We start from the raw sequence: 14,355 nt of genomic DNA, 5'->3' as shown, positions 1-14,355 counted from the left end.
TGCGAGAGGCGGCGTCAACCCCAACGACATCCCCTGAACCGCCCTGTCCGAATCAACGGTTTGAAGACCCGCGGTACCCCCGGTAAGATTGCCCCGCGCAAGGGAATCGGGATGGACGATCTCATCATCATCGGCGGCGGCGAGCATGCCGTCATGGTCTACGAGGCGGCGCTGCTGTCCGGCCAGTTCAAGGTCGTCGGCTTCCTCGATCGCCAGCCCGGAACGCTCGGCGACGTCAGCTATCTCGGAACCGACGATGCCGCGCCAGAGTATCCCGATGCCGCCTTCGTGGTGGGAATCGGATCGATGCAGGCGGGCCCCGCACGCCGGCAGATGATCGGCCGCATGCAGGTCAGGCGCTGGGCGTCCGTGATTCATCCGCGCGCGATCGTCTCGCCCTCAGCCACGATCGGTGCAGGTACCGTCGTCATGCCGGGCGCGATCGTCAATGCACGGAGCCGGATCGGCGATCACTGCATCATCAATTCCGCCGTCGTCGTCGAGCATGACGTGCGGATCGGTGATTGCACGCATCTGTCGCCGGGAACCGTGGTCGGCGGAGGCGCGAGGATCGGAGAGAACTGCTTCATCGGTCTGGGCAGCCGGGTCAGGGACCACATCGCGATTGGCAACGATACGCTGGTCGCGATGGGATCGGTGGTTACGGCTCCATGTGCGCCGGGGTCCGTTCTTCGCGGGGTTCCGGCAAAGCCGCAAGGCTAAAGCGGATCGTCGGGCTCGAGCGCGCGAGGCGCGGCCGTTCCGACCAGCGACCAGTAGTCGATCGGTGGCCGGCCTGCGCCCGGTCGCTTTGCGGTGATGTCGGTGGGGCCGATGGTCTCGCCGGCCATCAGCGCGCGCGCCGCAACGATGCTCTTGCGCGCCACAGGGACGTTCCTGATCTCGGAGTCCTTTGGCGACTTCACGCCGTCACCAAGCGCGCGTTCGACGTTGCGGATGGCGGCGACCATGCGCCTGAAATCGTCCGGCTCGAGTGAGGCCGCGTGATCGGGGCCTTGCGCCTTGCGGTCGAGTGTCAGGTGCTTCTCGATGATCGTCGCGCCGAGCGCGACGGCGGCCACCGAAACCTCGAAACTGTCGGTGTGATCGGAGTAGCCGACAGGAAGCTGGAAAGCGGACCGCATCGTCGCCATCGCCGCGAGGTTCACGTCGCCGATGGGGCAGGGATATTCGGTCGTGCAATGGAGCAGGCTCACATGCTGTGCGAGCGCCGTGCGCGCTGCCGGATCGCGCCACGCCGCGCGGAAGGCGGCAATGCCGGGTGGCCCGCCGGATGGGCCGTAGCCATGCGCAAGCACGCCCAGGGCCTCCTCGATCTCGCCGAGCGTTGCCATGCCGGTCGACAGGATCAGCGTCGCGCCGGCCCTCGCCGCCGCATGCAGCAGCGGAGCGTTGGTGAGATCGCCCGATCCGATCTTGATGCGCGGCAGTTTCAGCGACAGCAGGAAGGCGAGTGAAGCGTCGTCGAACGGCGTCGACAGAAATTCGATGCCGCGTTCCCTGGCGCGTTCGATCAACGTGTGATGCGCGGCACGCGGCAACTCGAGCCGCTCCAGCATGGCAAGCTGGTTTTCGTCGCCGGCCGTCGTGCGCTGCTGATAGTCGGCCTTCTTTGCCGCGCTGCCCGCCAATGCCTTCGCATTGAAGGTCTGGAATTTGACGATGTCGGCGCCGGCGTCTGCGGCGGCATCGACCAGCGCCAGCGCCGTCTCCAGGCTTCCGTCGTGATTGACGCCGGCTTCTGCGATGATCAGCGTGTGCGTTGTCATGCCTGCGCCCCACCTGGCGGAAGCTCGTAAAAGCCCTTGACCAGAAGCTGCCTGAAATCCGGGATGCCGGTGACGATTTCGGCGAATCGCCGGCTGGATTCGCCGTCGCCGTAAGGGTTGACGGTGGCTCGACGGCCGCGCCGGAGCCCTGCCGCGATGGCAGCGGCAATGGCGCCGCGCTCGGGCGCTGCGTGAAATACCGAGGCCGCGCGCTCGCGTCCCTTCTGACGGTCGCCGATATCGACGGAGGGAACGCCGAAGGAGGGCGCTTCGAGTACGCCGCTCGAGGAATTGCCGATCACCAAATCCACCTGGCTCATCAAGCTGAGATAGCGAAGCTGCCCGAGCGAGGCGACCGCGATCGTGTTTGGCCGGCTGGCGGCGAAAGCCTCGATCCTGGCGTTCAGGGCGCGGCCTTCGGCGTCGGCGTTGGCGAGCGTGAACACGAAACGAAAGGCGGGATCGAGCGTCGACAGGGCCGCGAACAATTCATCGAGTTCCGCCACCGAGCGCCCGGCTTCGACCGTGACGGGGTGAAACGTGATGAGCGCATTGCGTTCGCCGAGCGGCATCCCGATCGCACCGCCTATGTCGTGGCGATTCATCAGATCGAGACGCTTGATGGCGTCGATGCCGACCGAGCCGATGGTATGGATACGCGAGGGGTGCTCACCAAGCTGCATCAACCGTTGCGTCGAGCCCTGATTGCTGGTGAAGTGCAGGTGCGACATCTTGCTGATGGCGTGGCGCGTGGATTCGTCGACCGCGCCCTCGGTGACGTCTCCGCCGAACAGATGCGCCATCGGCAGCCGCATGAACATCGCGGCCTGCGCGGCTGCGAACATCTCGAAGCGGTCGCCGAGCACGACGACGAGATCCGGCTGAAGCCTTGTGAAGCTATCGGCAAAGCCGATGACACCGAGGCCGACCGATTTCGCGATGCCGGCGCCGGTGTCGCTGCTCAGCAGCGTTTCGACGCGCTCGTCGACCTCAAACCCCTCATCGCGGATTGCGTTGAAGGTGTAGCCAAACTCCGGCGCAAAATGCATGCCGGTGGCGACGAGCTGAAGTGTCAGGCCGGGCGTTTCCCGAATCGCGCGCATCGGCCACACCAACAGCCCGAAATCGGCGCGGCTGCCGGTGACGAAGCAGATCTTTCGCGCGCCACTATTCATCCGGGGACCTGATGCTGGCGCTGCTGGGCAGGTTGATCAGCCGGCGTTCGATGGATTCGGCGGTGGAAAGATCGCCGCGAGGGTTTTGCGCGAACATCGGCAGCTTGTGCATCAAGGTCCAGGCCGGGCGCGCGCCGAAGCCGGCGTCGTTGAGTGCGGCGAGGACCTCGTCGCGGCGACCGGCATTTTCCTCGTCGAGCAGGATCGCATTCAGCCAGTAATTGCTCGTCGTGTCCTTTGGCTCATGCGAGAAATGGACGCCAGGAACGTCCGCAAAGGCCCGTTGATAGGCCGTGGCCAATTTGCGCTTGCTTGCCAGGAAGCCGTCGAGCTGCTCGAGCTGGGCGCAGCCAAGCGCCGCGTTCAAGTTCGGCAGGCGGTAGTTGAAGCCGATCTCGTCGTGGATGAAGGCCCATTTGTGCGGCAGCTTGGCCGTCGTCGTCAGGTGCTTGGCACGGCGGCCCAGCTCCTCGTCATTGGTCAGGATGGCGCCACCGCCGCCGGTGGTGACGATCTTGTTGCCGTTGAAGCTGAGTGCTGCAAGGCGCGCCTGCGATCCGACCACGTGGCCTTTGTAGATCGATCCCAGCGATTCCGCGGCGTCTTCGACCAGCGCGATGCCCCAGTCGCGGGCGATCGCGGCAATCTCGTCGAGCTCGACCGGGTGGCCAAAAGTGTGCATCGGGGCGATCGCCGCGATGCGGCGGCCGGTCTCGCGGTTGATGGTGCCGGTCGCAGTCTTCTGTGCGATCGCATCCAGTCGCACCGCGAGAGCGCGCGCGTCCATGCCGAGCGTCTCCAGCGAGCTGTCGACGAAATGCGGCGTCGCGCCGCAATAGGCGATCGCGTTCGTCGTCGCGATGAAGGTCAGCGCCGGCGAAATCACCTCGTCGCCGGGCTCGACACCGGCGAGAATGAAGCAGGCATGCAGCGCGGCCGTGCCATTGACGACGGCGACCGCGCGCTTGGCGCCGGTGACCTCCTCGAGCATGCGCTCGAACCGATCGACGAAGGGGCCGACCGAGGAGACGAAAGTGCTCTTGATGCACTCTTCCAGATAGGCGACCTCGTTGCCGGCGAACACCGGCTCGTGCAGGCCGAGAATGCCATTCGGCGTTCCCACCGCGCGTCGCACGGCATCGACGATCGTCTTTTGGTCGAAGCCTGTCCTCGTCACGTGACTGTCCACCATCGCCTCAGACATTGTACACGTCCGCCTTGTAGCGGCTGAGATTTGCAGGATTGGTGAACCAGTTCACCGTCTTGACCATGCCCCGGCGCATACCCTCGATGCCGCCGAATTCCGGACTCCAGCCGAGCTGCTGGCGTGCCCTGGAATTGTCGGCCCAGAGCCGCTCGACCTCGCTATTGGCGGGACGCAGCCGCGCTTCGTCGGTCTCGATTTCGATTGCCGTCCCCATGACGTCGGCGATCATCTGCGCGGTCGCGCCGACTGAGATCTCGAAACCGCTGCCGAGATTGATGGTCTGACCGACGACTTGCTCCGCAGGTGCCGTGAGGCCCGCGATCAGGCCGCGCGCGGTGTCGGTGACGAAGGAGAAATCGCGCGTCGGGCTGACGGCACCGAGGCGGATCTTGCGCTTGCCGGTCGCGATCTGGCTGATCACGGTCGGGATCACTGCGCGCGCCGATTGCCGCGGACCAAAGGTGTTGAACGGGCGGATCACCACGACGGGCATGTCGAACGAAGCCTGGAACGACAGCGCCATCTGGTCGGAGGCGATTTTCGAGGCCGAGTAGGGAGATTGCCCCACCAGCGGGTGACTCTCCTTGATCGGAACCGTCTGCGCGGTGCCGTAGACCTCGCTGGTCGAAGTCTGAACGAAGCGCCGCACCCCGGCCATGCGCGCGGCCTGGAGCACGTTCACGGTGCCGCGCACATTGGTCTCGACATAGGAATCGGGTGCGACATAGGAGAAGGGGATGGCGATCAGCGCCGCCAGGTGCAGCACGTCGGTGCAGCCGCTCGCAGCCGCGATCATGAAATGGGGATCGCGGATGTCGCCAGCGACCACCTCCACGGACTTCATGACGTCGGCCGGTATCGTGTCGAGCCAGCCCCAGGAGTTGAAGGAGTTGTAATAGACGATCGCCTTGACGCGGGCGCCGGCCTTTACCAGCTCCTCGACGACGTGCGAGCCGATGAAGCCGTCGCTGCCGGTAACGAGGACGCGGGCGTCCCTCAGATCTGCCATGCCGGACCCCAAAAGGCGATTAAGCCAGTATTCGCAACAAGATGGCGCTATAGCACACTGGCGGTTAGGCGCAACAGAGCAGGCTTTGGGGGCTGCCAAATGCCCGGGGATGCAGCAGTTTTCGTGGCGCGCCTAAGCCTCGCCCGCCGGACTCAGGCGCTGCTTCACGAACGTCTCCAGATTCCCGCCTTCGAACAGGTGACCCGCAACGCCCGCCGCCTGTGCCGCTTCCATGTCGCTTTCCTTGTCCCCGATCACCATGCTGCGTGTCATGTCGACGGGGAAGCGCCTGACGAGATCGGTGATCATGCCCGGCGCCGGCTTGCGCCGGTCGCTCGTGCGGCAATAGCGCGCCACGGTTCCGTCGGGGTGATCAGGACAATATTCGAATGCATCGATATGCGCGCCGATCAGCGCCATCTGGTCCGCCATCCAGCGGTGCAGCGTGACCACGTGATGCTCCTCGTAATAGCCGCGTGCGACGCCGGATTGATTGGTGATGACGAAGGCAAAATAGCCGGCGTCGTTGACGGCCTTCACGGCCTCGCGTGCGCCCTCGATCCATTCGAGCCTGTGCGTCTCGAACGTGTATCCGGAATCGTGGTTGAGCACGCCGTCGCGATCGAAGAATACCGCCGGCCGCCGCAGCTGCTGGCGCAATTCGCGATCGGCGCGCGCGAAATCGTCGGGAATGCCGATGTCGATGAAGTAACCGCGATAGGCCGTGCCACGCAGCGCGCCGGACTTGGCAAGTCCGGGGAATATCTCCTGCTCGAGCGAAGCGGGAAGCGTCGCGATGTCGTCGAGAACGGACTTGTCGATGACGTAGATGCCGGCATTGACCGGTCCCGTCGCACCCGCTCCCGGGGCGATGAAGTCACGCACCATGTCGCCATCGAGGACGACGCGCCCGTAGCGATCGCCGACGACGCCGTCACGCAATGCCATGTGCACGCGCCCGTCATGCGCGCGGGCGATCAGATCGAGCAGGTTGAAGTCGAACAGGGAATCTCCATTGAGCAGCAGGAAGCGATCGTGCAGCAGATCGCGCGCATGCAGGAGCGCGCCGCCGGTGCCGAGCGGCTCGGTCTCGCGCGACACGACGATTCGCGTCCGCCCCCGGACGGCCGCGGCGTAGTGCGTCTCGACGATCTCCGCCTTGTGGCCTGCGAGCAGGAGAATTTCATCGAACACGCCATAGCGCACGAGCTCGTCGATCAGCGTGTCGAGAAACGGCCGTCCGCCGACGTCGAGCATCGGCTTGGGAACCAGCTTCGTGCGCTCACCCAGCCGGGTGCCCAGCCCACCGACGAGGATCGCGGCCTGTCTCAGCATGAGGTGCCCTTTTCACAGCATGGTTGGCGGGCCGTCGCGCCAATCTGCGACCATGCGAGGATCAATGTCCGGTCCATTTCATATCAGCGCGAGCAGGGAATGCGAACGACGGCAGCCTGCCTGTTGGCAAACAGAACTGGAAACGGCCCGGTGCGCAACGCATCGGCGACCGCAGGATCGATCGGTTCGACGGGAGGAAAATAGCTGAGGCGCTGGTCGGCCGCGAGATGTGTCCAGGCGATCGTGCGGGGCGTGATGATCGCGACCAGGTTCCAGGCGTTGTCGCCCGCTTCCAGGATGTTCTGGATCGTGGATTTGGCTTCCTCACCCGTGAGTTCCGGGCTCACCGAGGCGCTTGGGTCGGAAGACGGTAGCGCCGTTTCCGGAAGCGGTGCCGTTACGGTGCGGACGGATCGCATCATTCCGCCCAAAGCATCGGCCCTCCGCATCTGAAAGAAGGTCTCCGAATTGATTGCTCCCACCAGGGGGGCGATCAGGCTGCAAGTGTCTTCAAGCAGCTGACGTCCTTCGGCCGGCTGCAGCATCGTGCGCACTACCGATTTTGTCCGCTTCGCGAGCGCTTCGTTCACGGTGTCCAGATTGGAGAACAGATAGGCGGCCGGCGCGCCCGTTATCGCCTGGACGATGCCCATCGTATACGGGTCCGAAAGAATGATTCCCTTTCGCAGATTGTCGCGGAGCCAGCGAGCGACTTCAAGGTCGTCGGCGTTGTAGTGTGAAACGACTGCAGTGCGGTCGGGAAGGGCGCCGTAACTGTAGCTCCTGACAATGCCGGACAGGCCAATCTTGTCGACCGCCACGCCCAATCCCACGACCCCCACCAGGCCGTAAAAGTAGATCCGTCTCGACCGGGCGAGGGTCGACAGCGCGAGTATCGCGAGCAGCACGAGGCCTGCGATTTCCGTCGGTCGCAGGAACGCCTGGTAGCGGGCAAAAGGCAGGTCGGCCCGCCAGGCAAACGCGTAGACCAGAACCACAAGAACGGTTGCAAGCAGCGTGACGGCTGCCGCAACCAGGACTCGTCGATATCGGGAAGGGCTGGAATCGATCAGCAACTGACAAAAAGTCTCAGCGGCCGTGATCGTGTACAGCGACATTATGATCGTGCTGATACGATACAGGAAAGGGAAGCCCGAGAGTACGGCGAGCATCAGGCCGCAGCCGGCAATCCAGGACCAGACGAGTGTCACGAAGCCTTCGCTTTGAGGTCCGATCGCCCCCGAGGGACTACGAACGACAGGCCTGGTCATCGACCACCATGCAACGCCCAGTGTGATGCAGATGGTGAAAAGCGGGCCCATCGCCCGGCCGAGTTCGATCGTGGCGACCTGTGGTCCGGAGCCCAGGAACAGCTCTTCGCCGCCCTCGATCCGTCTGCCCAGAATCAGGCCGGTGATCGAGGAGAACGTGTCGTTGGCGCTCATCGGCGGAATGTAGCCGAAGCGCATTCCCGCAACGCAGACGACGATTCCGCCAATGATGAGGGGCAGCGCGAAGGACAAAAACCGCAGGGCCGCGATGCTGGCGGACGGCCAGGCGGAGATCATCCGCACGATGGCGAGATACAAAAGCCAACTGGCCAGGACGGTTGGAACGAACAGGAAGGAGCCGCGATGTGCAAGTAGCAGCGTTGCCGGCCAGATCCAGCCAAGAAAGGGAAGCCCTGCATATCTTCCAGTGTTGCTCAGGATCCTGACCACGAGTAGCCCGGCCATAAGCAACGCAAGTACGAGCGTGTTGTTGTTGAATGCGAACGCGAGCAAAAGCGTCGCGCCGGCGATAACCGCCAGCAGTAAAACGGAACGCGTCGACAGATCGTTTGCGCTCCGCTCCGAATTGCGCATCAGCACGCCGAGAAACACGACACTGCTGGCGACAGCCAGGCTGCCGTTTGTCATCAAGACGACTGCGTTGCCGGTCGCGGCGAAGAAGAAGGCGATCCATTTTCGCGGAGACGTGGAATAGATGCCCTGCACGAAGGCATAGGACGCCAACAGGAAGAACAGGATCGAGAAGAAGCGATAGGTCCAGCTGAATCTCAGAAGATCCAGGCCGAGCGTTCCAGTAAGGGAGCCTGCGAGCGCTGAGCGAAGATCGACATAGGATTGGGCCGCGTAGGGATTGATGACGCCACTGTCGGCGTACTCTTGAGCGGTCTTCATCCAGTGAACATCCGCGCCGATGTCCCCGTAAGGAAAGCTGGAAAATGCGCCGAAGGACCACCACCATGTCAGGAGCGCAATCGGCAGCGCCAGGATGCACCAAGTGGCGGCGGCGCGCGTCTCGCCGGAGCTCGGGCGCCAGTTCGGCCATGACCAGGCAAGGCCGAAGCCGGAGACGGCAAGCATCGCGGCGAATTGGAGCCACATATCGTTTACGAATAGCGACAATAGTCCGAGCAGGATGCCCGTTGTAGAGGCGCCAACCGTAAATCCGAGAACGACGAACTGAGCCTTCGTGAGCCGGCATACCTCGATGAATTTCGTTGACGCAATGGTCAGAATCGAAAATCCGGTCCCGAGCTGTATCAGGAAGAACAGAAGCGTCAGGACAAATGTGGTCGTCCACATCGCGAGATCTCTACAATGGGCTTCCGCCAAGCAACCGGGAAATGGCGATCTTCAGTGTCCTGTCGATAGGTCGGCCGGGCGGCCAACGATCAGCGAGCCGAGCGTAAACAGATCCTCTTCGGAGAAGCCTTTGAAGCATGGCGCCAGTCGTTCCAGGATATGCCGCTCCGGCGGCCGGCGGTCAGGTTGGTCGCTCAGCAGTTGAAACCCCGCTTCCCTGAACAGCTGCAGATATTCGCTGTGGCGCAGACGATTGACGTATTGGAAGCGCGACTGGAAAGGCGCCCAATCCTCCTCGGAATATGTCAGGAAGTTGAATGAACTGATGGACGGATCGAAGCCTTTGAAATGGTCGCCATAGTCGATTTGCATGAGGACCAGTCCGTCAGGACGCATGATGCGTCGCAGCTCCTTCAAGATTGCCGCGATGTCGCGCTTGGGAATGTGCTCGAGCGTTTCGACGGAGACAGCGCAGTCGATCGAGGCGGCGGGCAGGCCCGTCGTCCGGGCATCGGACGGTGCGCGATAGTCGATTCGCCACGAAGGTTCGAGGTCCTCCAGGGAATTTATGTCGGCGTGGTCAGTGCCGCTCAATCGGGAAACAATGGCGGCGTTGGAGCGGATCAGCTCCAGCTTGGCCAGGCGCTCGATGTCGACGGTGATGAAGCGCCGGGCCCCGTGAGCGCTGAAAGCCAGCGGAACGATCAGATCGCGTCCGGCACCGAACTCGAAGCAAGTCGAATCCCGCAGCGGCCGCAAGCTGTACTTTTCGTGGACGGTCAGCAGCCGCTGCGCCAGGGTGTAGATGGATCTGACCTGCTTTTCGGGTCGCGGCAGCCGGCGTGTGACGTAGCGTTGCAGGGCGTAGTGCAGATCTTCGCCCCAGGGAATATTCGACAGCACCGAGAACGCCCGTGCCTTTGTTTGCCAGCGCACGTCAGCGTTTCCCCGGCGGAATGGACGCCGTGATTGGAGTGATGCTGAGGAGCAGTCGCTGAAGCACGGTGTGGATCCAGAAAAGGCCGATGTTCCGGCCTGTTTTCAGGCGGGTACCAAGTCACGTAGCCGGATTCGGTCATACGGGAGCCGCAGCGGCAATGCAAGGATTCCAGGACAGGCAGGATCGCGGGCACCTGTACCGGAAGCGGAGCGTCATCTTGTCTGGCTGCCACGCCTTTTCCGCTGCCGCACGGCCGCAAAGACTGGCTGATCCCGAGCGTGACGACGGTGCTCGCGCGGTCTTTTTGGAGCCGCTCGATGCGACGCCGTTCCCCGGTTGATTCTCCTGTCGGCTCAGCGTAAACAGGCCCTGAAATCGCGTCGACGTTTTAGCATGCGGGCAAGAACATCGCGTTTGATTTGTCCAAAGCCGCCGGCCCGTTCGGTCTGTGCCGATCCCTTGCTTTCCCGCCGAGTCTTGTCGAATGCCCGGTGAATTGCTGATTGGCGAGGCCGTCGCAAGGGGCTATCCGCCCGCCGTGCTCTATCTGCGCAACGATGAGACCGTCACGACGGAAGTCTGCGCATTCAACTACTTCTCGGTCTTCATGAAGGATCATCCGGAGGTGGATGCTCATGTCTGGCTCTTCGACGGAGCGGGCAAGCCGGCCGGATATTTCCACAGGGAACTTGGCGTCAACGGACAATTGCAATTGCAGACTTCGGAGCTGTGTCCGCGCGTTTCGGGAACGGTCGCGATGGCGCTGGTCCCGAAGCACGAGACCAAGCTTCGTCCCGGCCGGAAGGTGACGACCGGCTATTACGCACAATATTTCTCGCAGCACGGGGCGATAACGTTGTCGCACGAGCGCGAACCGGTCGCGGCAGCGCCGTTCCCGACCTCCGCCTGGATGCAGTCCTATCTCACGCGATTCCTGAAGGAGTCCGGCGTGGTGCTTGTGAACTCCTGCATGGCGTCCGAAGGCGTCTCGGTCGGGACCGCACGGCTCATGGCCCTGGATGGCACGGCATTGGGCCAGCGAGAGCTGCCGGAGATCGCGCCGATGGGCGCCATCCGCATCAGCACGCTGGACCTTTTCCCCGAGGCTGAACGGCTGGTCGGCGCGGCAGAGGGTTTTGCCCTGGAGTTCAAGGGCACCAACATCGCCAGCCCGTTCAGCTTTTATGAATTTGCCAACGGCAAGTTCAGCTTGCATCATTTTTAGGGGCGCGTCCGTGACACGTTTCTTGTCCAGCCCCTGGAAGCCCTACGAGCCCAGATTCATGTTCCCGACTTTCGCGGGCGTCGAGTCGCGCATGGGTTTTTCGATCCCTGCCTGGTATCGTCCGGTCGACATCAAGTATCTCCGCAGCCTCGTCGCCGGCAGTCTGCGCAAGAATTTTCGCGAAACGGTCAAGGATCTCGTTCCCGAGCTCGCCAGCCTGGTCGCCTCGGGCTTCAGCAAGAAACTAAGGTTCAAGCTGCACATCCTGTCGCGCGACGGCGAGTACAGGGCGACCTATGAATTTCCGGAAGATTACGCGCCGGGCGCCTCCGTCGAGATCGAGCTGTCGCGCCTTTTCGCCTCGCTCAAGCTGCCGCAGCACGATTATCTGGTCATCGCCGTGATGTCGCGCGGGCGGATGGACGGCTTCCGTTCCTCGCCTGCCAGCTATTCGATGACCTATGTCGATCAGGACAATGTCGCGATCTACCGCACCGGCGCGTTTGCCCGGCCCTTGAACGAGGGCAGGCTCAAGGCGCATGTCGGCTTCACCGGGATCAATCCGAAGATCATTGCGACCAGCGACATCGTCAGCAGCGTGATGCTGATCAATCACTCCTCCGATCCCGAATATGCTCACGCGGCGCGGCCGACGTCGAAGCTGATCCGCGAGGACGGCGAGCAGATCGAGGGCGATTTCGGCGAGATTCCGCCGCTCGGTGCGCGAGAGGTGTCGGTCGTCGACATGTTCGGCAGTCAGGTGTTCGACTTTCTCAAGCCGTTCGGCGGCCGCGGGACCACGGTTACCACTTGCACCGGAATGACACTCGCGAGCCTCCACTTGCAGCGCACGAACGACAATCGGCGGACGTTGCTGGGCATCGAGCACTCACGGCCCGCGCACATGAACCTCGCCGGCATTCTGCAGCATTGATCAGGGAAATCGATTGTCGGAGCACGGGGCAATGCTGTCATGGTCCGGCGGTCTTGGCCGCTTGCTGAAGTTTGACGATCACATGAAGACTCCATCCCTCGGCCTGGTGCTCGGGTTCTGGGTGGTCTCGAACGTTCTGGTCATCGCCTGGTATTGGGTGAATATATCAGACAGGTATCTCCCGGGTCTGCTGCGGTACGCCGGGATAGCCTTCTACGTGGCCGTCGCGCTCGTTCCGCTGCTGCTCCTGTTCAAGGTGAGACGGAGCTTCTTCAATCCTGTCGCGCTGGGACTGCTCGTCAGTTGCTGCCTTGCGCTGTCCATCACCGCGCACGAAGCCAATCTGCTGCGTGAGCAATTGCAGTTCAGCCTCGATCACGAGCGCGAGTTTGCCCATATGGACGCTGTCGAGGGCGTCATGCGGCCGTTGCTCGCCAAGATTACCGAGGCCTACGTCCAGATATTCGGCGACGATCGTACCCACGGCGGCTCGACGTTTCACACCCACATCATCGCCAACTATTTGTTCGATTCTCTGTCGTTTCTTGCCGTCTTTGCGTTGGCCACGCTGCTTCTTTCGCCGACTGCGACGTGGCTCTGTCTGCTGACTTTTGCGTTCTACACCCAGATCGCGATCTACCCGGGACGCATGGGGCCCGTTTTCATCGCGGGTGGCCTGTTCTGGCAGCTCTTTCTGCTGACGTCGCGGCGATATCCCGCCGCGATCATTTCTGCGCTGATCATCAGTTTCGGGCGGACCGATGTCGTATTCGCTTCGGCGTTCTCGCTGCTGGCCCTTGCAGCTTTCGAGCGGCGATTGCCGACACTGAAAGAATGGGTCGTGTTCGGGTTGCTGGTCGGCATCTCACTAGCCGTGCCGAAGACGCTGATCTGGATGCATCCTGGAACGGATTACAGGTCATTCCTGGTCACCAATGGCGACTTCAGCAAGCTCGTCGGCAATCTTCAAACAATGAAGCTCGTGGTGGCGATCGCCAGTCCCGTGCTTGCGATCGTCATCGTGAGGACGTTTGCGCCGAGCCGGACGATCGCCGTGGTCGGTTCGGCTTGCTTGGTCCATTTGGGGCTCGTCTTTTTCATAGCCGATTTCTCCGAGACGCGGCTCATCATACCTGGGCTGGCGGGGCTCGTCTTCGTGGCCAGCGAAGGGCTCGGGAAATTGCTGGAAGGCAGGAGCGAGGCGCAACCCGGTAGCGGCTGAGGCCGGTGCTGCTTTGCGATTACGGCTGAAGCGGCGGCGAGCGCGGTCTCGTCATCCCCATGCCGGCTCCGCGGTGCGCTACCAGACGCTCCGCCCGCCATCCATGACGAGATTCTGCCCGGTCATGTAGCTCGATGCGTCCGAGCAGAGGAACTGCACTGCCGCGCGATATTCATCGACATCGGCCATCCGGCCCATCGGGATCAGGCGCGTCAGTCGTTCAACGAAGGCTGGGTCCTGGTTGTTGAAGACGCCTCCCGGCGAGATCGCGTTGACGCGCACGCCATGATCGGCCCAATAGGTCGCCAGATACTTCGTCAGCCCGATCAAGCCATGCTTGATCACTGAATAGGTCACGGGCTTCACCGGCTGTTCTTCTTCGCGCGTCACCTGCGGCTGGCGGTAGAGCCGCTGGTCCGGCGCGATCACGCCGAGATCGGAGGCGATGTTGAGGATCACGCCGCGGCCCCGTCTGGCCATCTCGCCGCCGAACACCTGCGCGCACAGCATCGCACCGGTCAGGCCGACGGCGATTTCGGTCTGCCATTGCGGCACCGGAAACGCCTCGAAGCGCGAGGAGTGCATGACGCCCGGGCTCGACGTCACCTTCGGATCGATCGCGGCGTTGTTGACAAGGATGTCGACGGTGATGCCGCGGCTTGCCAGCTGCTCATTGGCGGCGCGCACCGATTCGAGCGAGGTGACGTTGATCTCGAGCGCGATCAGATCGGCTGAAGGCGTTGCCTGCTTCAACGCCGTGACGGCGGCCTCGGCCTGCGCCAAGCCGACGTCGGTGACGACCACGCGCGCGCCGGATTCGGTGAGGGCTGCGACATGCTGCTTGCCCAGCAGGCCGCCGGCGCCGGTCACAAGCGCGGTTCGTCCGGTCAGGTCGTAGCGGGAGGAGGGGTTTGCCATCGAAGGCTC

At 63.0% G+C, this 14,355-nt stretch carries 12 protein-coding genes; 4 read left to right on the top strand and 8 right to left on the bottom strand.

What is annotated here, in order from left to right:
• Nucleotides 1–111: 111 nt before the first annotated feature.
• Nucleotides 112–723 carry an acetyltransferase gene (locus tag GGD62_RS08625; RefSeq protein WP_183257272.1) on the top strand — a complete coding sequence of 204 codons (612 nt, stop codon included), beginning with the start codon at nt 112–114 and terminating at the stop codon, nt 721–723.
• On the opposite strand, the gene neuB is transcribed toward GGD62_RS08625, so the two are convergent.
• From neuB to GGD62_RS08590, 7 genes are all read right to left on the bottom strand, one after another.
• Nucleotides 720–1,790, bottom strand: coding sequence for an N-acetylneuraminate synthase (gene neuB, locus GGD62_RS08620; protein WP_183707997.1), 1,071 nt, complete (start codon nt 1,788–1,790; stop codon nt 720–722). The two genes, GGD62_RS08625 and neuB, sit on opposite strands and share 4 nt — an antisense overlap.
• Nucleotides 1,787–2,965 (bottom strand): UDP-N-acetylglucosamine 2-epimerase, encoded by a 1,179-nt coding sequence (gene neuC / locus GGD62_RS08615; RefSeq protein ID WP_183707996.1) that lies wholly within the window; start codon nt 2,963–2,965, stop codon nt 1,787–1,789. Before neuC ends, neuB begins: the two co-directional genes overlap by 4 nt.
• Nucleotides 2,958–4,142 carry a LegC family aminotransferase gene (locus GGD62_RS08610; protein WP_312014253.1) on the bottom strand — a complete coding sequence of 395 codons (1,185 nt, stop codon included), beginning with the start codon at nt 4,140–4,142 and terminating at the stop codon, nt 2,958–2,960. The genes neuC and GGD62_RS08610 overlap by 8 nt, the downstream gene beginning before the upstream one ends.
• Before the next feature lie 19 nt (nt 4,143–4,161).
• Nucleotides 4,162–5,181 carry an NAD-dependent 4,6-dehydratase LegB gene (locus GGD62_RS08605; protein ID WP_183707994.1) on the bottom strand — a complete coding sequence of 340 codons (1,020 nt, stop codon included), beginning with the start codon at nt 5,179–5,181 and terminating at the stop codon, nt 4,162–4,164.
• A 132-nt stretch (nt 5,182–5,313) separates the two neighbouring features.
• Nucleotides 5,314–6,516: an HAD-IIIA family hydrolase gene (locus tag GGD62_RS08600; RefSeq protein WP_183707993.1), complete on the bottom strand. Its 1,203-nt coding sequence runs from the start codon at nt 6,514–6,516 to the stop codon at nt 5,314–5,316.
• A gap of 83 nt (nt 6,517–6,599) precedes the next feature.
• Nucleotides 6,600–9,107, bottom strand: coding sequence for a hypothetical protein (locus GGD62_RS08595; protein ID WP_183707992.1), 2,508 nt, complete (start codon nt 9,105–9,107; stop codon nt 6,600–6,602).
• 51 nt (nt 9,108–9,158) lie between these two features.
• Nucleotides 9,159–10,043, bottom strand: coding sequence for a class I SAM-dependent methyltransferase (locus GGD62_RS08590; protein ID WP_183257265.1), 885 nt, complete (start codon nt 10,041–10,043; stop codon nt 9,159–9,161).
• A gap of 488 nt (nt 10,044–10,531) precedes the next feature.
• On the opposite strand from GGD62_RS08590, the gene GGD62_RS08585 reads away from it, so the two are divergent.
• The 3 genes from GGD62_RS08585 to GGD62_RS08575 all read left to right on the top strand — a co-directional run bounded on the left by GGD62_RS08585 (nt 10,532) and on the right by GGD62_RS08575 (nt 13,428).
• Entirely contained in the window at nt 10,532–11,272 is a 741-nt protein-coding gene (locus GGD62_RS08585) for a hypothetical protein (protein WP_183707991.1), read from the top strand.
• A 91-nt stretch (nt 11,273–11,363) separates the two neighbouring features.
• Nucleotides 11,364–12,206, top strand: a complete 843-nt coding sequence (locus GGD62_RS08580) for a hypothetical protein (protein ID WP_246800016.1) — start codon at nt 11,364–11,366, stop codon at nt 12,204–12,206.
• Nucleotides 12,207–12,288: 82 nt separating this feature from the next.
• Nucleotides 12,289–13,428 carry a hypothetical protein gene (locus tag GGD62_RS08575; RefSeq protein WP_183707989.1) on the top strand — a complete coding sequence of 380 codons (1,140 nt, stop codon included), beginning with the start codon at nt 12,289–12,291 and terminating at the stop codon, nt 13,426–13,428.
• A 78-nt stretch (nt 13,429–13,506) separates the two neighbouring features.
• On the opposite strand, the gene GGD62_RS08570 is transcribed toward GGD62_RS08575, so the two are convergent.
• Nucleotides 13,507–14,346: an SDR family oxidoreductase gene (locus GGD62_RS08570; protein WP_183707988.1), complete on the bottom strand. Its 840-nt coding sequence runs from the start codon at nt 14,344–14,346 to the stop codon at nt 13,507–13,509.
• Between the last annotated feature and the right edge of the window lie 9 nt (nt 14,347–14,355).

This window comes from Bradyrhizobium sp. ERR14 (genome assembly GCF_014198235.1).
Taxonomy (GTDB): Bacteria; Pseudomonadota; Alphaproteobacteria; order Rhizobiales; family Xanthobacteraceae; genus Bradyrhizobium.
Note: the sequence above shows the minus strand (reverse complement) of the source record. Positions and strands in the feature narration are given on the sequence as shown.

Coding starts and splice junctions, on each gene's coding strand:
- GGD62_RS08585 (WP_183707991.1), top strand. CDS start 10,532: ATGCCCGGTGAATTGCTGATTGGCGAGGCCGTCGCAAGGGGCTATCCG.
- GGD62_RS08580 (WP_246800016.1), top strand. CDS start 11,364: ATGGGTTTTTCGATCCCTGCCTGGTATCGTCCGGTCGACATCAAGTAT.
- GGD62_RS08575 (WP_183707989.1), top strand. CDS start 12,289: ATGAAGACTCCATCCCTCGGCCTGGTGCTCGGGTTCTGGGTGGTCTCG.
- GGD62_RS08600 (WP_183707993.1), bottom strand. CDS start 6,516: ATGCTGAGACAGGCCGCGATCCTCGTCGGTGGGCTGGGCACCCGGCTG.
- GGD62_RS08595 (WP_183707992.1), bottom strand. CDS start 9,107: ATGTGGACGACCACATTTGTCCTGACGCTTCTGTTCTTCCTGATACAG.
- neuC (WP_183707996.1), bottom strand. CDS start 2,965: ATGAATAGTGGCGCGCGAAAGATCTGCTTCGTCACCGGCAGCCGCGCC.
- GGD62_RS08605 (WP_183707994.1), bottom strand. CDS start 5,181: ATGGCAGATCTGAGGGACGCCCGCGTCCTCGTTACCGGCAGCGACGGC.
- GGD62_RS08625 (WP_183257272.1), top strand. CDS start 112: ATGGACGATCTCATCATCATCGGCGGCGGCGAGCATGCCGTCATGGTC.
- GGD62_RS08570 (WP_183707988.1), bottom strand. CDS start 14,346: ATGGCAAACCCCTCCTCCCGCTACGACCTGACCGGACGAACCGCGCTT.
- neuB (WP_183707997.1), bottom strand. CDS start 1,790: ATGACAACGCACACGCTGATCATCGCAGAAGCCGGCGTCAATCACGAC.